Raw genomic sequence first — 24,340 nt, forward strand, 5'->3', positions numbered from 1 at the left:
TCGAAACGGGAGATGGCTTGGACGGGAGATCCTCCCCAGTTGGTTAATCCAACCGGGGAGGAGTTATTTAAGCCCAGGTAATCAGATTGGGTTCGAAGGCGTTGAACAGCAGTTCGTTCCTGGGAACCACACGCAGGCAGTAGCCGTAGTAACCACTCGCTTTGCAGGGGACTTTACCCGTGTATTGGAGCGAGCCGTTCTGGACGTTACCATCGGTAGTGAGAGTCACTGTGTGCGGCTGCGAAATCTCACCCGCATTATCGGTCGGACCATGATAGAGCTGGACCTCTACCTCTTGGGGAGAGATCTCTCCCAGATGGACTTTGACCTGAACGTTCAAAGATTCCCCAACGCGAATGTGATCACCGGTTGTAACGTCCACATTTTCAAATCGAATCTGAGGCCAACGAGCGCTGGTATAAACTTTCCAATTCGCCAATTCCTTGGCTTTCGAAAAGTTGTCCGCAATCAGCTTGGTGTGGCGTTCCTGTGACGGCAGATAGCAAACCTTGGCATACTCCGACACCATGCGGTTGGTGTTGAACACCGGGACATTAGTGAGGATCGAACGCTTCATGCGGTGAATCCAGCCGCGCGGCAATCCATCCGCCCCTCGGTTATAAAACAGTGGCACGATGTCGCGTTCGATGAGTTCGTAGATCGCTCGACCTTCCACCTCGTCCTGATAGTTGGTGTCTGTGTACTCTTCCCCAGCGCCAATCGCCCAGCCGTTGTCGCCCGCGTAACCCTCATCCCACCAACCGTCGAGAATACTCAGATTCAAACCGCCGTTGCAACAGACCTTCATTCCCGACGTACCACTGGCTTCCAGAGGACGGCGAGGATTGTTCAGCCACACATCTACGCCCTGAATCAGATGTCGGGCAATATTCATGTCGTAATCTTCCAGGAAAACGACTCGGCCGCGTAATTCCGGCCGCCGCGCAAACTGTACAACCTGGGCGATGAAGTCCTTGCCGGCGTTGTCCTTGGGATGCGCTTTGCCGGAGAAAATGAGCTGCACCGGCCGTTTGGGATCATTCAGAATTTTTGCGAGCCGTTCGATGTATCGGAAGACCAGTGTCCCGCGCTTGTAGGTCGCAAAACGGCGAGCGAAGCCGATGGTCAGAGCTTCGGGATCTAAAACTTCCTCCGCAGCTGCGACTTCCGAAGGAGGTGAACCCCGTTTGACGAGTTGGGCTTTCAGCCGATTGCGGGCCAAGGTGACCAGTCGCTCACGGCGATGTTCATGAGCTCGCCAGAGTTCTCCATCGGGAATTTTTTCGATCTTGGTCCAGATTTCGAAGTTCGTCGGCTGCTCGGTCCAGTCCCGGCCCAGATAGCGGTTGTACAGGTGTTCGATTTGCGGTGCGATCCAGGTTTGAGTGTGCACACCGTTGGTGATCGAGGTAATCGGAATCTCGACTTCGGAAAGTTCTGGCCAGATCGAGTTCCACATCTTTCGGGAGACTTTTCCGTGCAGTTGGCTGACGCCGTTGCTGGTGTTGGAAATCCGGATGGCCAGAACAGTCATGCTGAAAGGTTCGCCGCCATTGTTCGGCTTTTCGCGGCCTAGGTTCAGGAAGGTGTTCCGATCAATTCGCAGCGAATGGATGTACTCGCCGAAATAATGATCCATCATCCCTTCCGGGAAAGCATCATTGCCCGCCGGGACTGGAGTATGAGTCGTAAAGCAGGTGCCCGCTTTCACGGCCTCGGAAGCAACTGCGAAATCCATATTGAAGTCTTCGATGTAGACTCGAATACGTTCCAGCGCAGAGAAGGCAGAATGCCCCTCGTTCATATGGCAAATGGAAGGGGACTTACCCAGAGCCTTCAGGGCTCGAATGCCGCCAATTCCCAGCACAATTTCCTGTTGAATTCGGGTATGCTGATCGCCGCCGTAGAGCTGCGAGGTAATCGCGCGATCTTCCGGTCGATTTTGGGGGATATTGCAATCGAGAAGATACAGCGGGATGCGGCCGACTTGAATCCGCCAGATTTTCACGAAAACTTCCCGGCCCGGCAGCGGCACGGAAATGAGAATGGGACTGCCGTCTGGCTTGGTCTCCAAGATCAGCGGTAAATTGAAAAAGTCATTTTCGGGATATAACTCCTGTTGCCAGCCGTCGATGTTGAGGTACTGGCGGAAATAGCCCTCACGGTACATGAGGCTTACGCCACAGAGTGGAACCCCTAAGTCGCTGGCGGATTTCAAATGATCCCCGGCCAGGATGCCTAGGCCGCCGGAGTAGACCGGCACACTTTCATGGATTCCGAATTCTGCACTGAAGTAAGCGATTTGAATGTCATTGTTTTCGGCATAATGGCTCTGCCACCAGGTTTTAGCTTTCATGTAGCGATCGAGCATTTCCTCGACGCGATCCATGTTGTCCAAAAAGCCCGAGTCCTTCGCCAATTCTTCAAAACGTTCCTGCGGCACCGCCCCCAATAGTTTAATCGGACTGTGGTTGAGCTTGTCGAAGAGATCGATATCGATGCGGCGAAAGAGTGCGACGGCTTCCAGATGCCAGCACCACCATAGATTGTAAGCGATCTTCTGCAGAGCGTGCAGTCGAGTCGGCAGTTGGGGCAAAACGGTGAAGGTGCGAATGTTGCGACGTGGCATATTTGATCCTAAAACCGGAAAACAAACCTAATCAATCCAGAACAGCGAGAGAGGTTCGAATTCTGAAGGCTTTCGTAATCTAGCAATTGAACTCAAGTTCATCAACGCGAATGGGTTTCGCTCAATAGGATTTCATTATCCGAGTAAACTCTAGTACACGCTTTCTGATGGGATTCTGGAATGTCTTCGATCGAAGAATTCGGTTTCATTCGAGTGGCAGCCGCCAGCCCGGCGATTCGACTCGCCGATCCGAATTACAATGCCCAGGCGGTCATTGAGCTTTGTAGCAGAGCCGAGAAGGAAGGTGTCGCGGTTCTCGTTTTCCCTGAACTCTGCCTGACTGGTTACACCTGCAACGATCTTTTTCACCATCAGAAGCTACGGCAAGGAGCTTTAGAGGCGCTACAGAAAATCCTTCTCTTCAGTCAGGATGGTTTCACCGGCCTGATTGTTGTCGGGTTACCAATAGTTATCGACGATCAACTCTTCAACTGCGCGGCGATCCTGCAAAGCGGACATTTGTTGGGAATTGTCCCGAAAACGTTCCTGCCCAATTACAAAGAATTCTACGACGCCCGTTTCTTTACTTCCGCCCATCGATTACGATCTCAGCAGGTCCTGCTTTTCGGTAAAAGTACACCGGTAGGAACCGATCTTCTGTTCGGAAATATCCGTAGCGGTGCCGTTGTAGGTGTGGAAATTTGTGAAGATCTTTGGGTGCCAGTCCCACCCAGTTCTTTGCAGGCCACGCAGGGCGCGAATCTGCTGTTGAATCTCAGTGCGAGTAATGAAACTATCGGAAAAGTCGCCTATCGGCGGACTTTAGTGGAAAGTCAATCGGCTCGCTGCATCGCAGGCTACATCTACGCTTCTTCCGGAACGGGCGAATCGACCACTGATCTTGTGTTCGGCGGCCACTGTCTGATTGCCGAAAATGGTTCATTTCTGGCAGAATCTCAGAGATTTTCGAAAGCCGATCATCTGGTTATTTCAGATATCGATTTGGATCGCCTGCAATTCAATCGCATGCAAACGACAAGCTTTGGAGATCAGTTCAGCGATGTTGCTTGGACGAAGAAATTTCGTTTCGTCGATTTTGAGATAGCCGAACGCTCGAAGCATCGGAATTTATTGAGATTTTTAGACCCTCACCCGTTCGTACCCAGCGCACAGGATCAGCTGAAGGAACGCTGCGAAGAGATTTTCCATATTCAGACGGCTGGACTGGGCCGCCGACTGGAACAAACGAAGTTTCCGCGGACGGCCATCGGAGTCTCGGGTGGTTTGGATTCAACGCTGGCATTACTTGTTCTCTGTAAAACGCTCGATCAGTGTGAGCAAAAAAGAACTTCAATCCGCGCTCTGACGATGCCCGGTTTCGGTACCAGTAGCCGTACCAAAAATAATGCGATTCGACTGATGCAAAGCCTGGGAGTTACTCACGAAGAAATCGATATTCGTGAAATTTGCCTGGCGGAAATGAAATTGTTGGGACAAAAGCCGTTTGGGATCGATTTAGAGGGGCTTAATGTCGGACAGTTCGTCGAGAAATTGAAAACGCTTCCGCCGGAAAAAAACAGCGATGTGGGCTTTGAAAATGTTCAGGCACGCGTCCGTACCAATCTACTCATGAATTCCGGCATGGTGGTCGGTACGGGAGATCTATCCGAACTGGCCCTAGGCTGGTGTACCTACAACGCCGATCACATGAGCATGTACAATGTGAATGTCAGCGTACCCAAGACCCTGGTCAAATTCCTGGTGAAGTGGGCGGCCGAGAACGAATTCTCGGGTGAAGCTCGAAATATTCTGCTCGATATCGTCGATACGGAAATTTCTCCGGAACTTTTACCTCTTGGACCGGAAGGCAAAATTCAGCTCACCGAATCGGTGGTCGGCCCCTACGAATTGGTCGATTTCTTTCTCTACCACTTTTTGCGTTTCGGTTGCTCCCCGCGAAAGATCCTGTTCCTGGCCAGTCAGACCTCATTCGATGGCCAGTATTCGCCGGAGGAAATTCGGAAGTGGTTGAAAATCTTCATATCGAGGTTTTTCAACAATCAATTCAAACGCTCCTGCTTGCCGGACGGTCCGAAGGTCGGCTCGGTGTCCCTCTCCCCGCGGGGAGATTGGCGAATGCCAAGTGATGCGTCGGCCGATCTGTGGCTTTTGGAACTGGAATGAATCAACTAAGCAGCGAACTGTTTCCTATAATTATGGGAAGCCTCCCGATAAAGGAATAACATGAACACAATCAATCGCCGGCAAGCTCTCACGGCGGCGGCAATCCCCATTTTCGCAAGCTCCGTTCAAGCCAAAGTCACGGACAAGAAATCGACTTTCGGATTCTGCCTGAATACCAGTACCATCCGCGGCCAGAAGCTGCCTGTGGAAGAGGAAGCGAAACTAGCGGCCAAAGCAGGCTATAACGGCTTCGAGCCTTGGATTTTCGAACTGGACGCTTATTCCCGAAGCGGCAAATCGTTAAAGGATTTGGGAAAGCTCTTCGCCGATCTGGGCTTGCAGGTACCCAGTGCCATTGGCTTTGCCAAGTGGATTGCGGAGGATGAAAAAGTTCGCAAGGCAGGGCTGGAAGAAGCGAAACGGGACATGGATAAGTTGCAGCAGATTGGCGGACAACGCATGGCCGCTCCTCCGATTGGGGCAACCGATGTCAGCGGGATGGATATGCTGAAAATCGCCGAGCGATTTCGGGTGCTCGTGGAACTAGGCGAGCAGATGGGGATTATTCCCGAATGCGAACACTGGGGACATTCCAAAACTTTGAGCCGATTAGGGGAAGTCACCCTTGTCGCTATGGAATCTAAACGACCCAAGGCGGTTCTACTCCCGGATATTTTCCACCTGTTCAAAGGTGGATCCGATTTCGAAGGTTTGAAGATGCTTCGGGGAGAATCGATTGGGATCTTCCATATGAACGATTACCCGAAAGATTTACCGCGCGAACGCATCAAGGATGCGGATCGGATCTTCCCGGGTGACGGGATTGCCCCTTTAAACACCGTTCTAAAAACGCTCCACCAGATCGGTTATCAGGGTTTCCTGTCTCTGGAATTGTTCAACCCGGAATATTACAAGCGAGATGCTTTTCAGGTCATCAAAACCGGTCTGGAGAAGATGAAGGAGCAGGTCGCCAAGAGTGAGGTTAGCTAGCTCCAGGTTGCGAAGGCTCTGGTGGGTTTCCCCGGGCGATGAGCCAGATCATATAGGCCAAACATGTTCCCCACTGCACGCTTGTCCATCGCATGTACCATTCGTGCATTTCACGAAAACTTGCCCGATCGCGAATAGAGTCCTCTTTAAGATCGATAACGGCTACCATTTCTTCTCGCAGGTTCCAGAGCAAAGCTTGCGTGATAGCCAGGATCAGCCAGCAGATCCACATTCCCCGAGGCTTGAATTGCCAGCCTTTCCACCGGAGAAGATCCGCTAGCATGAGCAGAATTGTAAGCGTGCCCAGACCGTTCAGCCAGAGCATGACGCGGGCGGTGATTTTCCCCTGTTCAAAAGCAGAGCCCAAAACGTTAGTAGCGATGTACACCACAATCGAGCTGTAGAACATGAATCCGCCCTGCCACCAGAGAAGGGCAAACCAGAGCAGAAAGGTCCAGAGAATCTCGCTTCGCTTCATGGAACTGTTTGTATTGAAAAAAATGAATTTTCAAAAGTGTTTGCTAAGGGAGGAAGTTGGCAGGCGGCAGACTAAAAAAATGACAGCATCTTTCGAGTCAACCAGTCGCATTAAAGCGCTGGTTAATGGTTGATATTCTTAATTGAAAAATGGAAGAGGAATTACTTCCCTGCGCCACCAGCACGATCCGGAAGATTGGCAGGTGGTGGTTTTTTGCTATTTCCTTTAACTATTTTTAGCGGACCTTTTGATGCCCCTCCACCCTCTCCACCCAAACCAGGAGGTAGTGTTTTTGCAGGGGGCGGTTCTGAACTGGAACCACAGCCAATCATCGAAAAGGATACCAGCAAAATCAGCATGAGCCGAAAACAAGCTGACATACTGTACAACTCCCGAGTGTGAAAAAAAATTGCAGATTAGCATGAGCTAATCTGCGTTGTTTAAACCGGCATGAGCTTGGTTAACGATTAGTTGCCGAAAGCAGAGGTAACAATGCCGTCAGCCATGCCGCCCGCCGCCTGGAAAACCCAGTAGTCGATCGAAGTGTTGACAGTATGTACCGAGCCGTCTTGGTATGCGAAGTTCACAACGCCAGTATGCTGACTGCTGTATTGATACCATTGCAGTGGGTTACCAGTGAGACCCCATTGCGTCGGCATCCCGCCCGAACCCATCCAAGCGCAGACGAAGTCCCGAGGGCCTTTGTTCACACCCGTGAGAGATTCACCGAATGCGATTGTGTTTGAGGTTCCATCAGTAATCGAAACGATGGACGTCTTCGAGTTGGGATAATAAATTCCCTGGTAGTTTACCGGGGAGGTAGCACCGGGAGGAGTCGCCATGCTGGAAGCCTGGCTCCCATCCCAACCCGAACAAGCTACATAGTTGGTTCGGCCCCATTCGTGTCCGAAGCCGGGGGTGTCGTACACATAGTCATTTTCGTAAGAACCATTATCGAGAATGAAAGCATCCCAAATCCCGCCGGTCACCGAGCCGTAAAGGCCACCGTCTGAAGGACATTCGTAGGACTTGATGCGATTCAAAGTAAAGGGGACAGCACCGGTTAAGTTGCCGTCTGAAGATTTTGGACTACCGTAATAAGCCCACGCTCCTTGAGTCGTATTGAATGTAAAGAAACCTTGAGTTCCAGGAGTTGCCGCTGCAACGATACCGTTGTAAGTGTTCTGCTGTTCCATGTAAGGCAGCAAATAAGTCAGGAAGCTCGTGAACGGTCCGGAGATGGGAGGTGATTCCCAAGGGTTGGCAACGGAATTGGGGCTAACGTTGCTCGACGGAGGCAAGTATCCGTAAGCGCTTTCGTAGTTCATGGAAGCCAGACCAATCTGCTTCAGATTGTTTTGGCAGCTCATACGAGCAGCCGCTTCACGAACCTTCTGAACTGCGGGTAACAGCAAACCGATCAGGATGGCTATGATCGCAATCACAACCAAAAGTTCGATCAGCGTGAAGGCCTTTCTTGCGGGCCTTCGGGGAAATGTGAACATCCTGGACTCCTCAAAAAAAATATGAAACCATATGGGAGACAAAAGCCTAGATGTCGATACAATTGACTGCCCGAGAGAATGATGAAGAGAGCAGTACAACTGCAGGGCGAGAAATTTTCTACATATGAACCATCTTCATCGAATCATCGTAAAGACCCGATAGACGATTGTAAAGGCATTTTCTTACACTAAATCTTTATTTATCACTTGCTGATTTTTTGAAGCGATTTGGTGCCTTTTCCTCGGAGAATTGTGCGCTAATATGATGAATTTATTATAATTTATTTTATTGCCGACCGCATAATAGGAGTCGTTTGGGATCTGGTTGGACACTTGTTTTTAGGGAAAATTGGTCGCAGGGAAAAGCTGAAAACTACGACCAGACCAACTATTAAGAAAATGTAATTAAACTTGAATGAATCTTCCTTAGCCCACGGTTCTGACTCAGATATTATTCGATTTCATCCGCCGCATTATCTTCCATGTCCTCGTTATGTTGTTCCACAGTCGCCAGAGATTTGAGAATCTGTTTCAGACTCACCGGACGAACTAAAACGGTGACGTTAGGCCGCTTCTTAAAATTCCCAACGAGTGAAGATTGATTCTCCGATAGGATGAGGACCCCCGTACATTCCATTCGTGTGTATTCTGCCTCATCCATTACGGATTCGAAGGCGGCGATTCCTTCATCTCCCGCCGTACCCACGTCGACGATCAAAGCAGAAAAGGGATTTTGCTTGAATCGCTCCAACACACGATCGGAGTGAATGGAAATTAAAACCCGATAGCCATATTTTTTCAGCCGTTCTCGAAAAACGTTCTGGAGTCCTTCGTGATGTTCGACCACGAACACTGTTTTGGGCCCCACGGCTTTTTTGATGCCCTGCTCCCCGGCCAGTTCCGCGCGGGCATGCTGGACCGCATCCACGAGCACCTGAGGGTTCTGAAATCTTGCCGCAGGTTCAAATGCCACCATCTTCTGCAATAAACCGAAGATAGGACCGGGCAACTCCGGATCGTCCCGACGAAGCTTATCCGCAAGACGAAATCGATTCGGATTTTTCCGAGCTCTCAGGTCCCGAGTCATTTCCAAAAGCGGCTCGCCCTTGAGCATCTGATAAAAGACGCAACCCAGAAAGAAGATATCGCTTCGGATATCCCCGGCCTTGGTCCCAGTGGCCTTCTCCAATCCCACGTAGTCCACCGACTGATCGACGGTTCCTTCCACGTCTTGGCGGGAACCGGTTAATTCCGCGAGACCGAAGTCCACCAATTTTGCGTTTTTTGCGGTGGCGATCAGAATGTTAGTTGCTTTGATATCGCGGTGAGTCATGCCTCGCGAATAGGCGTACCCCAGCCCAGCAGCGGTTTCTTCGAGCAGCCTCAAGGCTTCCGCGGGTTGGAGTTTTTTGCGAATTTTCAGGAAGTCGCGAAGGTTTCCCCCTTCGACGAATTCCATCACGATGTAGTATTGACCCGTGGAAGGATCCCGATTTACCGCAAGGATTTCGACGATGTTCGGGTGCTTCAGTTCGAGCCCGTTCTTCCCTTCCCGCTCGAAGAGATCTACTTTCCGGGCGTCCATCAAATGCTTTTTTCGGAGCACTTTAATGGCCACAATCTGACCAGAACGCGGATCGTCGGCCCGGTAAACGCGACCGAACGTACCGGAAGCGATTTTGTATAGGATCCGAAAGCCACCCAGAATGTAGCCGTCGTAATCCCCCTTGATCAACTTGTTGGCTTGAAAGGGTGTCAGATACGCCTTGCGCTCGAAGATTTTCAGAACGGCCTCGGCCGAACGTTCCAAGGGGGGAAGTTCTCCGAGACATTCTTCCATCTGTTCGATGGTGACTAGGCCGTAGCGGACCGCTTGCTGAGCGATAGTGTTCGCATCCATGGACATTTTCAAGTGATCCGAAATAAAAGCACAATTCCGATTTCTAATATTTTACCTATCGAAACGGCTGCTTGCAATTCGCTAGTTGCCCAATGCTCCTAGATTCCTGGAGTAACTGGCTAAAGGTCCGGTGATAGCTGTGGGAACGGTTTTCCCCGGAATTCCACTTGCATTCATTCTGACAGTAATTCACAATTTGAACACCATTCCCACCCTACGCTGGCCGCTCAAATTCGAGTGGAGAATTTCGATGAAATTCTACTTGATCGTCGCTAAAGGCAAAAAACAAGGTATGCCCATTCCGATCGATGTCGATCTGTTCGTGGTGGGCCGTGAAAAAATGTGCCAGCTTCGTTCCGAACACGAACTCGTGGGGGATCAGCACTGTGCTTTCCAGGTTCGGGATCGCAAAGTTTTTCTCCTCGATTTCGATAGTGGTCACCCGACGATTGTGAACGAGGCGATCGTCCCGCCCAGCGAAGAATGGCCCCTCCACGCGGGAGACCTGATCGATATCGGGCCGATGAGATTTATGATCCATTACCACGAAAAGTCCCTGTCTCAAAAAGATCTGGAGGAGTGGGCAGCGAAATGTCTGGATTTTGACAGCGAACGAAAAATCCCCACCCATCAGAGGGAAATCTGGGAGGAGGAGGCTGAGCCGAGCGAGTTGGATAACGCTTCGTCCGTGGCCGGTGCAATTATCGATCGCTTGAATGCCGCGAAGGGAATCGTCAAAGGTCGCTTGAGGATATCCCGAGAGGAAGGTCTCACGATCATCAAGCTAAACGATATCTATCTGGTTGAGGAAGCGGAGCTTACACTGATTAAGAAGGAATTGCACGATAACCTGAACCGGAGCAACTTGAAAGTCGTCGTCGATCTCAAAAATGTGCAGCGCATGTCCAGCCAGGGGGCGGAAATGTTTGGAGAATTGGCGACCTGGCTGAAAAAGCAAGGGAGCAACTTGGCTTTATGCCGGGTGCGAGCGGATATTGCGGGCATGTTGCATTCATTCCCCGCCACGAAACATCTACTTATTTATCGGAACAAAGAAGCGGCTCTTCTGGGAAAATGGTAGATAGATTACAATTGAAGAGCTTTTTGGTTTTCTAGATTACCAAAGCCGTTCCATCTTGACACGTCTTAGTTTCACATCCGCCTTGACCTTCCTACCGGCAGTGGTTATTTCACTCCCTGAAACTAAAAATCCGACCGCGTTCTTCGTCGGCCAGGAGCCAACCGTGCGGAAAGCATTCATAGCAGTTCGATGTCAATTCGCTCCTTCGATAGCCGTTGTCGGGGCTCTATCCCTGTTGACTGCGGGTTGTGGTCTGACGGGCGATCAGATCACCAGCAAGCGTTTTCGAGACGAACCCTTCAAGATGACATTTGGCCAACGCGAAGAGCCGATGTCCGTTTTGACTCGCGATAATGCGGAAGGGGACGAACGCATCGATGCGATGCAGCGGTTGCAGGAACCGATGAGTCGAGGGGGTTCGAAGACTGAGCAAGATACCGCTATCCGGATCTTGACTGAGATCGCAACTTCCGATCCGCAAGGCATGTGCCGTCTGGCAGCTGTCGAAGCTTTAGGACGGTTTCAGGATCCTCGAGCCGGTGTAGCTTTGATGCAAGCCTATCAGAATGCACCGATCAATACTTTGAATGGAACGCATATCGTTTTGCAGGCGGCCTATAATCCGACCACACCCGGAGCCCGTCAGGCCGGTAATTTTACGCTGGATATGATTGCGCGAATCCAGGAACAGACTATGGAGTCGATCGGTAAATGTAAGAGTCCGGAAGGAAAGGCTCTCCTGATCGAAACAGCGATGCGCTCCACCAAGAAAACGGAGCAGAAGGAAGAATTGACATTCAATTCTTCGTACGATGCGGAACACTATCGCTTCGATATCCGACTGGCCGCGATCCATGCCCTCCGAAATTATGTTGGAGATATGCAGGTTGCCAAGACTCTCATCGAAATACTACAGTCCGAGCGTGAGATTGCCGTGCAACACCGTTGCATCGAAGCCCTCAAGGCCGTTACCAATCAAGATCACGGCAATGTCCCGCAAGCCTGGATCGACAGCTGGAAGACGAGCAGTGCGGCTATGGCTGCCGGAGCCGGGGCACGAAAATAATTGCGATGTTATCGCGATAGGCCACTTCCCAGCGATCTGCCGCTAACAGAAGTTTTTCGGTCAGCGGCATGGGCCGGCCAGTTGCAACTTTTGCCGGCGCGAGAATAAAGCCGGCCTGCTTTATATCGGGATCCTCTTCCCAATTCTCCGCCTGCCACCAGGTTCTGAAACTCCTGGCCAACCGCGCTTCACCGAACAAATTCGTCCTTCCATCAATAGAAACTGGATACTCGGGCAAAGCCCAGATTAGATAACCTCCCCAGTCGAAGTGATTGCAAATCGGGCCGGGTAAGGGATGAGCGTGAATCCAATTCACAGCCTCGACCGGGAACTGTTCCTCATTAGGTTTTCCAAAAGGAGGCAATTTCAGGATCGAAGATGCGTAAATCCCCCTCGTCAGAAGTAGGCTCGAGAGGATGCAAATTAGAGTCGGTACCAGGCGGAACGTGACTACCGGCGGATTTGCCTTCCCTCGGGAAGTCAAAATCATCCCGGAAACTACCGCACCAAACCAGACATCGCGACGCATTCGAAGTGAAAAAAAGACACAAGTTGCGAAGAGGATCGATTCCCAGAAGGGAAATCTTTGCTTGATGAGTTTCACAAGCGCCCAGGTGAATAACCCCAGCAAAATCCATTGCTTGATTTCTGAAAAATCGGGCGGAGTGAGTTCCAGTACATTTCGTAGAGCGGTCGTCTGGGTGGCATATTCCCAGATCACAATCCAGAGCTTGACGTGGTAGGGGTTCAGCAGAGTGGCCAGTACGCACAGAACCAAAAGCGTCCCAATTCTCTTCAACTCGGGTTGAAGTCTCTTCAACTCGGGCTGAAGCGCCCGGGCTTTGAGACATCTTCGAAAAGACTCCATACAGGCCAAACCCAATACGGCGAAGCCGAGGACAAATTGAATATGAGTATTAGCCCAAAGGACGTACAGAGCGGGAAGTAACCAATCTGTGCGTGCTGGTCTATCTGCGAGAATTCGATCGGAAATCTGCAAGGTCGCCAGGGTGAACCAGATTGTAAAGTGCCAGGGACGTTCCATCATCATGAACGTGCAGGGGATTGTTACGAGGAAAAGAAGGCCCAGAGCTTTCCAGGTGAAGCCGGCTCGGGAAAAGAGGAAGAAGGACAGGCAGAGAAAGGTGAATCCGTTAAGGACTGTCTTTAAAACAGCGGTATTCGAGATTGCAAAGGTCAACAGCTCGAACATCCAGCTGTACGACATCCAGGGAATATGTTCCACGATGCCCGGTCGGGAGAAGGGGTCGGTGGTTGTAACCGTTCCATTATTCCAAACCCATTCCCCGGTTTTCCAGTGCCACCAGAGATCGTTATCGGTCGTGATTACCAAAGAGTAGACGGAAGGAATGAAGGCAATTGCGATCAGGGCGAAGTAGCGCCAGTGCAAATCGCTTCGTTCGGTGTTCATAGCTTAAGCTTAGAACAGCATTCAACCGACGACATCCTTGTAGGTTTCTTCGCTGAATCCTACCAATAGGGTTTTGCCAACTTTAGCGGTTGGAGCGCGCAAGTTACCCGTCGGTCCCATGAGGTGAGCCAGTAAGGTCTCATCATCTGGTCGATCCTTTTTCAGGTCGAATTTCACTATGTTCTTCCCCTTCGATGCGATCATCTGGTTCATACCTTCCAGTAGAGCCAGCGCCTCGGCGGTCGAGTAGCGAATTTTTACGGCGTCTACCGATTCCTTGATCGGACTTTCCACGGCTTCGAGATAGTCGCGCGCTCGCTGGCAGGTGACGCAGGATTTTCGTTGATACATCCAGTCAATTTTTTTTGCCATCGAAAATCTCCCTTGGTTGGTGGTTGATGAAAGTAATAGTCTTCCAGGGAAATAATTCCACGAGTTCAGAGTAAAACGCTCGAAAATGCTGAACGGAATCGAGATGGGAATCCCAATGGGCGATTGGGATTCCCAAGTAAGAGGCGACCAACTTTAGGGCATTATGAACTTTAATCCAAAGCTTCGATCGGGCTTATGGGATTTGAATTTCCAGCTTTTTCTGATCTTCGGTAATGGTGTATTCCAAGGTGGTCTGATCGGGGCTGGAATATTTCATCAGACCCGCATCGGAACTTGGTAAAGATTTCCCGGAGCTTCCCGCTTTGTCCGAGGAACTTCCAAAGTTATGAGGGGCTTCCACATAAGTCACTTTCAGTTTCCCTGGGGCCAGATCTGTAACGATGAACTTGCCATCGTTTATATTGGCCGTCCAGTGATCTCCCTGTTCACCATGGAAACCCAGCATGCCGCTCTTCAAGGGCAAACCCTTATAAGTCACGGTGCCATCTAATGTTACGCGTACAGGCTTCCTGTCCGAGCAACCAGCCGTAAGGATTAGGAGTGTCAGAAGGACGATCGAAGGCAAAAATGCGGGGAGAGTCATTTTTTTCGACATGGAATCAATCATTTCTGCGTGAAATCGCACAGTGTCTATAGAGTCGTAAGAGCGGGTAACAGGCCAAGTGTCACCCGCCGACGAAAACGATTATTCGAATCTCAGTGACTTACCAGTCGCTACCAAGCACGGTGCCATCCGTAGGCTGAATCGCGGAGTACCAGGTCGTCTGGCTGACGGTGGGCATGACGCCTCGAACGCTGCCGTCCATCATTGCGACCAGACAGCCGGAAGCGTCCATCGATTGTGCATAGTAAGGATTGCAAGCTTCCACTTTGGGTGCGGACTGGGGAGGGGTTGCCTTTTTGGTCACGTTCGTGGGAGCTCCGTTACTGCAACCCTCGCCGCTCATGATACGAGTGTCGAAGTAGGGGCCTTGTTGCCAGTACCAGGGCATGTGATAAGCCCAGAGTTTGGGAATGTAATAAGGGGAGGGGTTGTGTGCGGTGTTCGAATCGCCCGTGCCGCAGAAACCGAGTTGTTCGCAGAAGCCCACGGTATTGGAAAGACCGTCGGTGATTCCCATCAATGGCTTGACCTGATTCGTGGTGCTGGTACAGACCACCCCGAATACGGCCTGATTCAAACCGTAATTGCAAAAGGCCCAGGTGCCACCGTTGTTTTCTGTCCAGGTCGAGGGCGGATTAGTGTAGTCCCGTGTGGTCTGAAATAGTTTGATAACTTTCGCGCCGGGCATGTCCGCATTACCAGTCCAGGTGTTACCGATCCGAACGCCCCAGTCGTAAATGGCGTTCTGCTCCATGTAGGGCAGAATGAAGAAATGCAGGGAGGCCCAATTCTGATTCCCGTTAATGCGGTCAGACATGGGGGGAATCTTGGCGTTAGCACTTTCGAAGTTGTGGCAGGCGAGCATGATCTGCTTCAAATTGTTAGTGCTCTGCATTCGGGCGGCGGCCGCTCGAACTTTCTGGACTGCGGGAAGCAGCAGACCAATCAGGATCGCGATGATAGCGATAACTACCAATAATTCGATGAGTGTGAAACCGGACCGGGCTCTAAAACTTTTCATGGCGAGTACCTTGGAAAGAGTGGAGAGTAAAAGACTTTTAAGATGTTAAATTTTAATTAATTTTTGTCAATATGATAAATGAACAAAAATTAATTATTTGTGAGATGGATTCGGCCGGAGGAGTCAAGAAGAGACAGGAAGGGGGTTTTGTGAGTGTTTTGACCTAAATTTAGTAGGGATGTGTTGTGGCATTCTAAGCAGCGAAGCGGAAAATATTAAGATTTCGGGCTGAAATTGGGCTGGGCGAGCCTTGGCTTGAACAAGTTGGGTTTAGACTGCCCCGAAGGCCAGACAACAATTATGGCCACCGAAGCCGAAGCTGTTTGTTATCAGATGCTTGACTCGAACTTCTCGCGGCTGGTTGGGTATGTAATCCAAATCGCAGTTCGGGTCGGGGGTCTGCAAGTTAATCGTGGGATGCAGCACGCCCTTTTTCAAGGACAGACAGCAGGCGATAACAGCTACGCCGCCACTGGCCCCCAGCAAATGTCCCAGCATGCTTTTCGTACTGCTTACCGCCAATTTCCTGGCAAAAGAGCCGAAAACTTTCTTGATCGCTTTTGTTTCGGCGACGTCCCCGAGTTGAGTACTCGTTCCGTGGGCGTTGACATAAAGGATATCTTCAGGGTTCAGGCCGGCGTATTTTACTGCCAGCTCCATCGCCTTGGCGGCCCCCAACCCTTCTTCGTGCGGTTGGGTGATATGGAAAGCATCGGCCGTGTTGCCGCAACCCAGGATCTCGGCATAAATTGTTGCGTTGCGGCTTTTCGCGTGCTCGTATTCTTCAAGTACTACGATTCCGGCCCCTTCCGCTAGGACGAAACCGTCCCGATCCTTATCAAACGGTCGGCTGGCATGAACCGGATCGTCATTTCGAGTCGACAAGGCTTTGGAGGAACAGAAGCCACCAAGTCCCATCGGGGTGATACCCGCTTCGGCTCCGCCGGTGACCATAACGTCAGCCAGGCCCATTTTAATTGTGTGGAAGGCATCTCCAATTGCATGAGAGGCCGAGGCACATGCCGTCGAAATCGCGGTGTTCGGTCCCATGAGACCGAATTCAATGGAAACCGTACCACTTGCCGAGTTGGCGATCATCTTGGGTATAACAAAGGGACTGATTCGGCCGGGACCACCTGTGAGGTAGCGGGAGTGTTGCTCTTCGAACTCACTCAGACCTCCTATACCGCTGGCGATCATACAACCGCAGCGAAAGGCGTCTTCTTTGCTGAAATCCAGACCACAGTCCTGGATGGCCTGCTTGGCAGCCACGAGTGCGAACTGCGCGAAACGATCCAGTCGTCGCGCCAACTTGCCTTCGATGAGAGTTTCGGGTTGCCAGTTTTTGACTTCTCCCCCAAATCGGACTCGAAAAGCACTCGTGTCGAAAAGTGTAATGGGGCCAATACCGCTTTTGCCCTCCAGAAGTCCCTGCCAAAAACCAGAAACATCGGAGGCCAGCGGATTGACCGTGCCTAAACCGGTGACAACGACTCGGCGAGTCATTTCTTGTTCGTTTCCTTCTCGATGTAATCAATCGCTTCGCCGACAGTCTTGATCTTTTCGGCCTGATCGTCTGGAATCTGGATGTCGAATTCTTCTTCCAGCTCCATGATCAGTTCCACGATGTCGAGAGAGTCCGCTCCGATATCATCCACGAAATTCGTGGCACGGGAGACCTGTTCTTTACTAACGGCCAGATGTTCGCAAACTATTTCAATGACGCGTTGCTCAACGGACACAATTACATCCTCCGGAGGGAGCTAATTTTCAGCCAGAACGATTGTTCGTCAGCGTCCTGCATTGTGCTGAATAGAACTTTCTAGCATATGCTTCCAGTGCCGACAATCGGAAATCTCATCCGCATACGATATCGCCCAAACAAGAATCGGCGATGCCCGATGAACAGAAATTTCTACAGTTTCTCGGGTTACGCACTGATGTTACGGCAGGGCAGCTTTCGATCGACCCGTTTTAGCAGGCCGGCAAGCACTCTACCCGGACCAATCTCCACAAAATCGTTAATCCCCTGGGAGATCATTCCTCTCATCAAGTCTTCCCACATTACCGGGGAGACGACCTGACGAATCAGCAGGGACTTGAGCTCTGAGGGATTATCGTGCGGCCGGCCATCCACATTTGACCAAATCGGGATTCTGGGAGTTAAAAATGTAACTTGTTCCAGAGCGGCCGCCAATTTGTCATCTGCCGGTTTCATCAAATTTGTGTGAAATGCCCCGGCCACCGCCAAAGGAACTGTCCTGGCTCCGCGGGCTTCTGCGATCTGAAGCAGTTTGTCGCAAGCTTCGCGGGTGCCGGAGACAACTGTGTTTCCCGGACAGAGGTAGTTGGCAATCTGAAGGACACCCACGGCGCGAGCTTCGACAACCAGTTCTTCCACTTCCGGAACATTAAAGCCCAGGACGCTCACCATACCGCTCGGCGTTGCTTCCGCCGCCGCTTGCATTGCCTCGCCTCGAACTTTCACAACGCGTAAGCCGTCTTCGAAGCTCAAGGCGCCGGCAAAAACGAGCGAGGTGTACTCTCCGAGGCTTAATCCGGCAGTCGTTTCGCAGCTGGATACGGTGTTGGGTTCAGATTCACGTAGGTGTTCTAAAGCCGCCAGGCTGGCAACGAATATTGCCGGTTGGCTCACATCCGTGGCGTCCAGGCGTTCCTTGGGGCCATTTAAACAGAGATTCAAAAGATCGAAGCCCAGAATAGAATTAGCCTGTTCGAACAAAGCCTTGGCCTTGGAAGAAGCTTCTACGAGAGCTTTCCCCATACCGACGATCTGGGCGCCTTGCCCGGGGAATAGGAATGCGGTGCGGCTCATGCCGATCTCCAATCTCTGGGCTTATTCTTCTTCGGAAGCTGGAGCGGGAAGCGAATCTAGAAGTTCTACAATGTGTTGATTCAAACTGACTTTGCTCTGCGTAGCCGCTACACTCAGCGCATTTTTAATCGCTCTTTCCTTCGAGCTTCCGTGGCAAATGATGCAAGTCCCGTCAATCCCCAGAAGCGGGGCACCACCAAAAGTGGAATAATCGTACTTCATCGTCATCGCTTGCAGCGCCTGCATGGCCGCCATCTTGTCGTTGGGCAGTGTCGCGACAACTTCCTTGCTCACCAGCTTCATGATGAACTCGAAGACGCCCTCACAGAGCTTTAAGATCACATTACCCACAAAGCCATCCGTCACGATCACATCACAGGCTCCGCGATGAATGTCGCGACCTTCGATGTTTCCGACGAACGATTCCTTCAGCGGGCTCGCTTTGAAAAGATTCTGAGTATCCTTGGCCAGATCGTGGCCTTTTCCCTGTTCTTCCCCGACGTTGATCAGGCCGATTGTGGGATTTTCCCGCTTCAGAATGTATTTGGCGTAGATCATACCCATCGCGCCGTACTGCAGCAGATGGGAGGGCTTGGGAGATACGTTTGCTCCGACGTCTATAATCATGCATGGCCCTTTGGCCGTCGGCATAATCGTTCCGATCCCGGGACGTCGAATACCCTTCAGATACTTACGCAGACGCATCCCACCGGCAACCATTGCCCCGGTATTTCCCGCACTCACTACGGCTTCCACTTTTTTTTCCGCAAGCAGTTGCCAACAGCGGGAGATTGAGTTGTCCGGTTTTTTGCGAAGCCCTTCGACTGGAGATTCGTCCATGCCGATCACTTGCGTGCAGTGGAAAATATCCAGCTGAGTGCCGCGTAATTCAGAGGGGATTAAAGGTTCGATTTGGGCGCGGTCACCAACCAAGGTGATATGCAGGTCCTTTAGCTCCTGAGCCGCCTGAACCGCCCCCATCACTATGGGGGCTGGTGCGTGATCGCCACCCATGGCGTCCAGAGCAATAAGCATGAATTATTTTCCTTCGGCTTCCTGCTGTTCCATGACCACAACTTCACGCTTCTGGTAATGACCACAAGCTGAGCAAAGGTGATGAGGCAGAACGGCTTCTCCGCAGTTCGAGCAGAACTGAGTTTGTGGAGCCGTAACGTGTAAATGGCTGCGTCGCTTCCCCTGACGCGCGTGGGAAGTACGCCTTTTAGGTACTGCCATGATAAAATTCCTTATCGCATCCCAGTAGAGTAAACAAATATATTAGTACTCCTAAGGGGACTGTCAATGAGGGAGATCTCTCCAGTCTCCACGAAATCGCAATACTTCGGATGTCGGGAAATCAAAGATATGGATCATTTATGGGCTCCCTGGCGGCTTTCCTATGTGACTCAGCCGGATGCTTCCAAGCCAAAAGCGGCGGGTTGTTTTATTTGCCGCAGCGCAGCAGAGGTGAATGATCGGGAAAACCTCGTCATTCATCGCTCCGAACTCGGAATCGTGATCGCAAACCGATTCCCTTATAATAATGGTCATTTACTGGTTGCCCCTCTGGCTCACAAATCGGCCCTGTCCGAAATGACAACAGCGGAAACCCTGGATACGCAAAATCTTCTCAAAAATATGATCGAATTGATTGAAAAAACCATGAATGCCGAAGGGTTTAACGTCGGATTAAATCTGGGTAAGGTGGCCGGAGCCGGGCTACCTGGCCACCTTCACTGGCATATCGTGCCCCGCTGGAATGGGGATACGAATTTTATGCCCGTGCTAACCGACACCAAAGTCATTGTGCAATCTCTGGATTCGCTATGGGAAACCTTGACAAAACAGATGGGAAAATAGGAGTTTTTGCCCGATGCAGTGGTTTGAAATGGAAGATCGGTGGCTGGCACCCTATGCCATGCGCGGCCAAGCCAGTCGCGGACGCGTTTACCCGGAATCTCCCCATCCCTTTCGCACTATTTTTCAGCGTGATCGCGAGCGAATTATCCATTGCACGGCATTTCGACGTCTGATGGGTAAGACGCAGGTTTTAGTAGGGAAAATTAACGATCATCATCGCACTCGCTTGACGCATACTCTGGAGGTGGTCCAGATAAGCCGTACAATCGCCCGGCGGTTGAGACTCAACGAAGACTTGACGGAAGCTATTGCGCTATCGCACGATCTGGGTCATCCCCCCTTCGGGCATGCGGGGGAAACCGCGCTCGCCGATCTGATGAAGGAACATGGTGGATTTGAGCATAATCTGTTCGGTTTAAGACGAGTCGACTGGTTGGAGGATCGATACCCGGAATTTCCGGGCTTGAATCTCTCCTGGGAGCTAAGGGAAGCCTTCGTTCAGCATTGTAAAAATCAAAAATCACCGGAATGCCAGCCATTTTTGCAGGCGGGAGGGCCTTTGCTCGAACAGCAATTGGCCGACACGGTCGATAGCCTGGCTTACGACACGCACGACATCGATGACGCGTTGGGTACGGATTTAATCGATTTCGATGAGATACGCAACGTTCCGATCTGGCGGCGCGGGGAAAAAATCGTCTCCGACCTATATACGAATCTCAACAAGGAGGATTTCCGGAAGGCCGTGATTCGTGAATTGATTGCCTGGCAGGTTAACGATTTAATTGCAGAAACTGAATTGCGATTGCAACGATTTCAGGTAAAAGTGCTCGAGGACGTGCGAAAGTGTGCTGAGCCTTTGGTTCAGTTTTCACCGGAAGTTGCGGCGTTAAAAATCGAGTTGGAAGGATTTTTGCGAGATAGAGTTTACAGGCATCCGCGTGTGATGCGAATGGCAGTGAAAGGGAAGCGAATATTGGAAGAGTTGTTCCGGGAATTCGTCCGGGTGCCAGATCTTCTCCCGACGAATCATTTGCAACGCTGGTCGGGCGCTCCGGAGCGGGTAACTCACCAACGTCCGCAGAAATTAATAGTGGAAAGCCTTGAAAGGGTGATTTGCGATTATTTGGCCGGCATGACTGATCGCTTTGCCAAGTTGGAATATTCGAGGCTATTCCAGGCAGACACCGATTGATAGAATCTCATAATTCATAAATCCGCCGACTCGCAATCGCGGACCCCACATGACTCGGCCGGAGTTTTTATATGCTGTTGAGGTTACTGCGCGCCTGCTATGTCGTGCTGTTGCTCGGAATGTCCTTCTGGGCATTCAGTTATTTTTACTATGCCGAACATCCTAATCTGCTAAACGCGACTCTCGCGGTCGCAATTATAATCGGGCTGGGGGGCACGGTTTTTGCGTCGGATCTCATCGAAAAAGAGAAACAGATTACAACTATTTCCGCAGTGGCGTTTGGATTGCTGATGGGGCTGCTGCTGGGCTATCTTTTCGGACTGGCACTCGATCCGCTACTCAGTTCGTGGTTCCCACAAAGAGCGGAAAGCTTAATCTCGATTCAGCAGATAGCCCGGATGGTGGTGACTATCATCTGCTGCTACATCTCGATATCCACGTTGCTTCAGACGAAAGATGAGTTTCGATTCATCATTCCCTATGTGGAGTTTTCCAAGCAGGTCAAGGGAGGCCGCCCTTTCGTACTGGATACCAGCGTCGTTATTGACGGAAGAATCGCCGATATCTGCGAGACCCGCATTATCGATTCCAAGCTCATATTGCCGCGCTTCGTACTCCAGGAACTTCAGGCCATCGCAGACAGTTCGGACAAGATGAAGCGAAACCGCGGGCGCCGAGGCCTCGATATCCTGAAAAAACTACAGAATAACCCTAAGCTCGAAGTCGAGATGAACGATGGAGATATACCGGGGGAGCCGGATCAGGGCGAAAAAATTCGCGTCGACGAACGGCTCGTTCTCTTCGCCAAATCGATCAACGGTCGAGTCGTGACGAACGATTTTAACCTGAACAAGATTGCACAGATTCAGGGTGTCGACGTCATCAACCTCAACGAAGTCGCCAACGCCCTGAAGTCCGTGGCGTTACCTGGCGAGGCTTTACAGGTTCGGATCGTGAAGGCGGGCGATCAGATCGGGCAAGGGGTGGGGTATCTGGATGATGGCACGATGGTGGTCGTCGAACAGGGACGCAATGCCATCGGTCAGGAAGTGATGATTACCGTCACCAGCGCGCTGCAGACTCCCGCGGGACGAATGATCTTCGGAAAGATCGAACGCCCCTCAGGAAATCCTTCCAGCCTGAATATCGACATCGGGAAAATGACAGAGTTGAAGTAAGAGGATGGGAAAACCTCCCGTCCTCGGGGACGGGAGTGGTTCGTGAAAATCTCTAATCGAAAAGTTTGGGTATTTATACCGGTTCTGGTTATGGTAGCCGGTACGGTACTGGCCCAGAACCCCAATAAACCAGCCAAGGCCGAAGAGAAAAAGGGTCCGGTCAATTCTGATATCGCGATCTGGGAGAAGCTCAAAGAATCCCGAAAACAATATCAGCGTTCGCTGCTCGAACTCCGCGATTACTATAACGCCATATCGGATTTCGAGCGGGCGAAATGGGCAGAAGACGAGTTACTCCAACTGCATCGCATCACCAAGTTCGCCTATCGCCTCGATCTAGATGTCCCGGTTCCCACTCTCCAACCTAAATTGAACCAACGCGGGGCGAACGAACTTTTCCGCGATGCCATGGGGTATAAGGACAAAGGGTTCGGGAACGATTACATCGATAATCAGCGACGGGCGGAAATCCTCTTCCAGCAACTTCTGGAACGTTATCCCGAAAGCGACAAGATTGCGGACGCGGCCTACCAACTGGGGGATATTTACGAGAAATATCGCCCGACAGCGCAACCTCGCCGGGCAGCCATGTATTTCGAAAGATGTTTCCAGTGGAATAAGACCACTAATCTGGATGCTCGACTACGGGCCGCGCATCTCTACGATAAAGTGTTGAATGATCGAACCAAGGCAGCGGAACTCTACCGGGAAGTGGCCAATCACGATACCGATCCTGCCCACGTCAAAGAAGCGGAACGGCGACTGGCGGATTTCGCCGGTAAGAGAAATTAGCGGTAAAGATCGTCGTCTTCGAACGGACGTAAAGGCCGGACTTTGTCCGGCTTTTTGTTTTTGAGAATCAAATCGACCAATCCCAAATCCTCACTAGAGGTAATTTTGATGTTGGTCTTTAAGCCGGGTACCAATTTCACTTTCTGTCCCAGGCATTCCACCAGTTGCGCATCGTCGGTAATTGGTTCCTTGATCGATCCGCGCTTTTCGAAGGCTTCGACCAGGATTTTCTTTTGAAATACCTGAGGAGTCTGCGCTTGCCAGAGGCCTTTTCGGGAAACTGTTTTATCTACGAAATTGCCGTGTGCCGATTCTTTTAGTGTATCGGCAACTTCAATGGCGGGGATCGCCGCTCCATGCACGGCCGCCGCTTTGAAAACGGTGTCGATGAACGAGGAAGTCAGACAGGGCCGTACCGCATCGTGAATTGCGACCAATTCGATCTCGGGTTTTAAAATTTCGAGGGCATTTTCGACGGACTCGAATCGTTCCTTACCGCCCGTAACTATCTGAATGTCGAAGAACATGATGTTCGCGCCAAACTTGCGTTTGAACATCTCCAGATCTTCTTCGGATATCACGATGATCAACTGTTTGATCTCGTCGCGATTCACGAACTGTTCCACGGTGCGTAACCAGACTGCGCGATTATCGATCAACGCAAAAGGTTTTTTTTCTTTACCGCCGAATCTTTGGGACTTACCCGCGGCGGGGAATATGACAGCGGTGGATGGTAACATCTGCGATCTCCAGGCTCGAAAGGACTCATGGATTAGGTATACGAGCCGAGTTCGATGCTGGGGACCGTATGAAGTTTCTGATTGAGTTCCGAGCAGGATTGCACGAGTTTGCGAAGCTGTTCATCTTCCGCGATCAACGTCTGTTCCGCCCGCTGCACCTGCCGGGTCAGTTCCTGAAGTCGGTTCTGCCAAAGCAAGAGCCGAGTGCTTAGGGCGTCGAACACCTGGGAACTTGAAAAAGTGCTGGGCGAAGAACTCTCTTCGCCGGCGCCGGCTTTAGCTGCCTCGGCAATTCGCAAATGGAGCACCTGTTCGATACGGGCGAGCTGTTCGATATCTTCCGCGGATGGCATGGCTTTCCTCTCGTGCGGAATCTGATACCTGAGTGAAGGAAAAATGTCACCGCCAATTTGGATGAGAAGCTAGGGTATCTTCAGTCGCCGAAATTTTGCGTCT

The 24,340-nt window shown here is 51.2% G+C and carries 23 protein-coding genes; 8 read left to right on the forward strand and 15 right to left on the reverse strand.

Translation table 11 applies throughout. The features are described 5' to 3' along the window. Nucleotides 1–67: 67 nt before the first annotated feature. Nucleotides 68–2,629: an alpha-glucan family phosphorylase gene (glgP, locus tag KIH39_RS04975; RefSeq protein ID WP_213498163.1), complete on the reverse strand. Its 2,562-nt coding sequence runs from the start codon at nt 2,627–2,629 to the stop codon at nt 68–70. A 180-nt stretch (nt 2,630–2,809) separates the two neighbouring features. Between glgP and KIH39_RS04980 the strand changes: the two genes are divergently transcribed. Then, the gene (locus KIH39_RS04980; RefSeq protein ID WP_246539527.1) at nt 2,810–4,813 is read left to right on the forward strand and encodes an NAD(+) synthase; all 2,004 of its coding nucleotides are present in this window, start codon (nt 2,810–2,812) and stop codon (nt 4,811–4,813) included. Between the two features lie 60 nt (nt 4,814–4,873). Further along, complete coding sequence (locus KIH39_RS04985) at nt 4,874–5,803, forward strand: sugar phosphate isomerase/epimerase family protein (RefSeq protein ID WP_213498164.1); 930 nt, start codon at nt 4,874–4,876, stop codon at nt 5,801–5,803. Here the strand turns inward: KIH39_RS04985 and KIH39_RS04990 are convergent. From KIH39_RS04990 to KIH39_RS05000, 3 genes are all read right to left on the reverse strand, one after another. Next, a complete protein-coding gene (locus KIH39_RS04990; RefSeq protein WP_213498165.1) occupies nt 5,796–6,281 on the reverse strand; it encodes a hypothetical protein in 486 nt (161 codons plus the stop codon). The two genes, KIH39_RS04985 and KIH39_RS04990, sit on opposite strands and share 8 nt — an antisense overlap. 467 nt (nt 6,282–6,748) lie before the next feature. Beyond that, a complete protein-coding gene (locus tag KIH39_RS04995) occupies nt 6,749–7,786 on the reverse strand; it encodes a DUF1559 domain-containing protein (RefSeq protein WP_213498166.1) in 1,038 nt (345 codons plus the stop codon). 451 nt (nt 7,787–8,237) lie between these two features. Beyond that, the gene (locus tag KIH39_RS05000) at nt 8,238–9,686 is read right to left on the reverse strand and encodes a serine/threonine protein kinase (protein WP_246539528.1); all 1,449 of its coding nucleotides are present in this window, start codon (nt 9,684–9,686) and stop codon (nt 8,238–8,240) included. 250 nt (nt 9,687–9,936) lie between these two features. On the opposite strand from KIH39_RS05000, the gene KIH39_RS05005 reads away from it, so the two are divergent. Further along, complete coding sequence (locus KIH39_RS05005) at nt 9,937–10,767, forward strand: FHA domain-containing protein (RefSeq protein ID WP_213498168.1); 831 nt, start codon at nt 9,937–9,939, stop codon at nt 10,765–10,767. 163 nt (nt 10,768–10,930) lie between these two features. After that, nucleotides 10,931–11,833, forward strand: a complete 903-nt coding sequence (locus tag KIH39_RS05010; protein ID WP_213498169.1) for a HEAT repeat domain-containing protein — start codon at nt 10,931–10,933, stop codon at nt 11,831–11,833. On the opposite strand, the gene KIH39_RS05015 is transcribed toward KIH39_RS05010, so the two are convergent. From KIH39_RS05015 to rpmF, 9 genes are all read right to left on the reverse strand, one after another. After that, nucleotides 11,802–13,265 carry a hypothetical protein gene (locus KIH39_RS05015; RefSeq protein ID WP_213498170.1) on the reverse strand — a complete coding sequence of 488 codons (1,464 nt, stop codon included), beginning with the start codon at nt 13,263–13,265 and terminating at the stop codon, nt 11,802–11,804. The two genes, KIH39_RS05010 and KIH39_RS05015, sit on opposite strands and share 32 nt — an antisense overlap. A gap of 21 nt (nt 13,266–13,286) precedes the next feature. Continuing rightward, the gene (locus KIH39_RS05020; RefSeq protein WP_213498171.1) at nt 13,287–13,637 is read right to left on the reverse strand and encodes an ArsC family (seleno)protein; all 351 of its coding nucleotides are present in this window, start codon (nt 13,635–13,637) and stop codon (nt 13,287–13,289) included. 193 nt (nt 13,638–13,830) lie between these two features. Beyond that, entirely contained in the window at nt 13,831–14,253 is a 423-nt protein-coding gene (locus KIH39_RS05025) for a hypothetical protein (RefSeq protein ID WP_213498172.1), read from the reverse strand. Between the two features lie 109 nt (nt 14,254–14,362). After that, entirely contained in the window at nt 14,363–15,283 is a 921-nt protein-coding gene (locus KIH39_RS05030) for a DUF1559 family PulG-like putative transporter (RefSeq protein WP_213498173.1), read from the reverse strand. Nucleotides 15,284–15,553: 270 nt separating this feature from the next. After that, complete coding sequence (fabF, locus tag KIH39_RS05035; RefSeq protein ID WP_213498174.1) at nt 15,554–16,789, reverse strand: beta-ketoacyl-ACP synthase II; 1,236 nt, start codon at nt 16,787–16,789, stop codon at nt 15,554–15,556. Further along, entirely contained in the window at nt 16,786–17,028 is a 243-nt protein-coding gene (locus KIH39_RS05040) for an acyl carrier protein (protein WP_213500277.1), read from the reverse strand. Before KIH39_RS05040 ends, fabF begins: the two co-directional genes overlap by 4 nt. 185 nt (nt 17,029–17,213) lie before the next feature. After that, the gene (gene fabD, locus KIH39_RS05045; RefSeq protein ID WP_213498175.1) at nt 17,214–18,119 is read right to left on the reverse strand and encodes an ACP S-malonyltransferase; all 906 of its coding nucleotides are present in this window, start codon (nt 18,117–18,119) and stop codon (nt 17,214–17,216) included. A gap of 21 nt (nt 18,120–18,140) precedes the next feature. Next, on the reverse strand, nt 18,141–19,154 hold the full coding sequence (plsX, locus tag KIH39_RS05050; RefSeq protein WP_213498176.1) for a phosphate acyltransferase PlsX: 1,014 nt from the start codon (nt 19,152–19,154) through the stop codon (nt 18,141–18,143). Nucleotides 19,155–19,157: 3 nt separating this feature from the next. Further along, nucleotides 19,158–19,355 (reverse strand): 50S ribosomal protein L32, encoded by a 198-nt coding sequence (gene rpmF, locus KIH39_RS05055; RefSeq protein ID WP_213498177.1) that lies wholly within the window; start codon nt 19,353–19,355, stop codon nt 19,158–19,160. A 129-nt stretch (nt 19,356–19,484) separates the two neighbouring features. Here rpmF and KIH39_RS05060 point away from each other — a divergent pair, with 129 nt between their 5' ends. From KIH39_RS05060 to KIH39_RS05075, 4 genes are all read left to right on the forward strand, one after another. Then, complete coding sequence (locus KIH39_RS05060; RefSeq protein WP_213498178.1) at nt 19,485–19,979, forward strand: HIT family protein; 495 nt, start codon at nt 19,485–19,487, stop codon at nt 19,977–19,979. A 13-nt stretch (nt 19,980–19,992) separates the two neighbouring features. Further along, entirely contained in the window at nt 19,993–21,174 is a 1,182-nt protein-coding gene (locus KIH39_RS05065) for a deoxyguanosinetriphosphate triphosphohydrolase (protein WP_213498179.1), read from the forward strand. Nucleotides 21,175–21,245: 71 nt separating this feature from the next. Further along, entirely contained in the window at nt 21,246–22,352 is a 1,107-nt protein-coding gene (locus tag KIH39_RS05070) for a PIN/TRAM domain-containing protein (RefSeq protein WP_213498180.1), read from the forward strand. Between the two features lie 42 nt (nt 22,353–22,394). Next, nucleotides 22,395–23,144, forward strand: a complete 750-nt coding sequence (locus KIH39_RS05075) for a tetratricopeptide repeat protein (protein WP_213498181.1) — start codon at nt 22,395–22,397, stop codon at nt 23,142–23,144. Here the strand turns inward: KIH39_RS05075 and ispD are convergent. Then, on the reverse strand, nt 23,141–23,884 hold the full coding sequence (gene ispD / locus KIH39_RS05080; RefSeq protein ID WP_213498182.1) for a 2-C-methyl-D-erythritol 4-phosphate cytidylyltransferase: 744 nt from the start codon (nt 23,882–23,884) through the stop codon (nt 23,141–23,143). The two genes, KIH39_RS05075 and ispD, sit on opposite strands and share 4 nt — an antisense overlap. 32 nt (nt 23,885–23,916) lie before the next feature. Further along, nucleotides 23,917–24,237, reverse strand: coding sequence for a hypothetical protein (locus KIH39_RS05085; protein ID WP_213498183.1), 321 nt, complete (start codon nt 24,235–24,237; stop codon nt 23,917–23,919). Nucleotides 24,238–24,340: the final 103 nt, after the last annotated feature.

This window comes from Telmatocola sphagniphila, assembly GCF_018398935.1.
In the GTDB taxonomy this organism is placed as follows: Bacteria; Planctomycetota; Planctomycetia; order Gemmatales; family Gemmataceae; genus Telmatocola; species Telmatocola sphagniphila.

Coding starts and splice junctions, on each gene's coding strand:
- KIH39_RS04990 (WP_213498165.1), bottom strand. CDS start 6,281: ATGAAGCGAAGCGAGATTCTCTGGACCTTTCTGCTCTGGTTTGCCCTT.
- KIH39_RS05005 (WP_213498168.1), top strand. CDS start 9,937: ATGAAATTCTACTTGATCGTCGCTAAAGGCAAAAAACAAGGTATGCCC.
- rpmF (WP_213498177.1), bottom strand. CDS start 19,355: ATGGCAGTACCTAAAAGGCGTACTTCCCACGCGCGTCAGGGGAAGCGA.
- KIH39_RS05085 (WP_213498183.1), bottom strand. CDS start 24,237: ATGCCATCCGCGGAAGATATCGAACAGCTCGCCCGTATCGAACAGGTG.
- KIH39_RS04980 (WP_246539527.1), top strand. CDS start 2,810: ATGTCTTCGATCGAAGAATTCGGTTTCATTCGAGTGGCAGCCGCCAGC.
- KIH39_RS05020 (WP_213498171.1), bottom strand. CDS start 13,637: ATGGCAAAAAAAATTGACTGGATGTATCAACGAAAATCCTGCGTCACC.
- KIH39_RS05030 (WP_213498173.1), bottom strand. CDS start 15,283: ATGAAAAGTTTTAGAGCCCGGTCCGGTTTCACACTCATCGAATTATTG.
- KIH39_RS05000 (WP_246539528.1), bottom strand. CDS start 9,686: ATGGATGCGAACACTATCGCTCAGCAAGCGGTCCGCTACGGCCTAGTC.
- KIH39_RS05060 (WP_213498178.1), top strand. CDS start 19,485: ATGGATCATTTATGGGCTCCCTGGCGGCTTTCCTATGTGACTCAGCCG.
- fabF (WP_213498174.1), bottom strand. CDS start 16,789: ATGACTCGCCGAGTCGTTGTCACCGGTTTAGGCACGGTCAATCCGCTG.
- glgP (WP_213498163.1), bottom strand. CDS start 2,629: ATGCCACGTCGCAACATTCGCACCTTCACCGTTTTGCCCCAACTGCCG.
- KIH39_RS05065 (WP_213498179.1), top strand. CDS start 19,993: ATGCAGTGGTTTGAAATGGAAGATCGGTGGCTGGCACCCTATGCCATG.
- plsX (WP_213498176.1), bottom strand. CDS start 19,154: ATGCTTATTGCTCTGGACGCCATGGGTGGCGATCACGCACCAGCCCCC.
- KIH39_RS04985 (WP_213498164.1), top strand. CDS start 4,874: ATGAACACAATCAATCGCCGGCAAGCTCTCACGGCGGCGGCAATCCCC.
- KIH39_RS05070 (WP_213498180.1), top strand. CDS start 21,246: ATGCTGTTGAGGTTACTGCGCGCCTGCTATGTCGTGCTGTTGCTCGGA.
- fabD (WP_213498175.1), bottom strand. CDS start 18,119: ATGAGCCGCACCGCATTCCTATTCCCCGGGCAAGGCGCCCAGATCGTC.
- KIH39_RS05015 (WP_213498170.1), bottom strand. CDS start 13,265: ATGAACACCGAACGAAGCGATTTGCACTGGCGCTACTTCGCCCTGATC.
- ispD (WP_213498182.1), bottom strand. CDS start 23,884: ATGTTACCATCCACCGCTGTCATATTCCCCGCCGCGGGTAAGTCCCAA.
- KIH39_RS04995 (WP_213498166.1), bottom strand. CDS start 7,786: ATGTTCACATTTCCCCGAAGGCCCGCAAGAAAGGCCTTCACGCTGATC.
- KIH39_RS05025 (WP_213498172.1), bottom strand. CDS start 14,253: ATGTCGAAAAAAATGACTCTCCCCGCATTTTTGCCTTCGATCGTCCTT.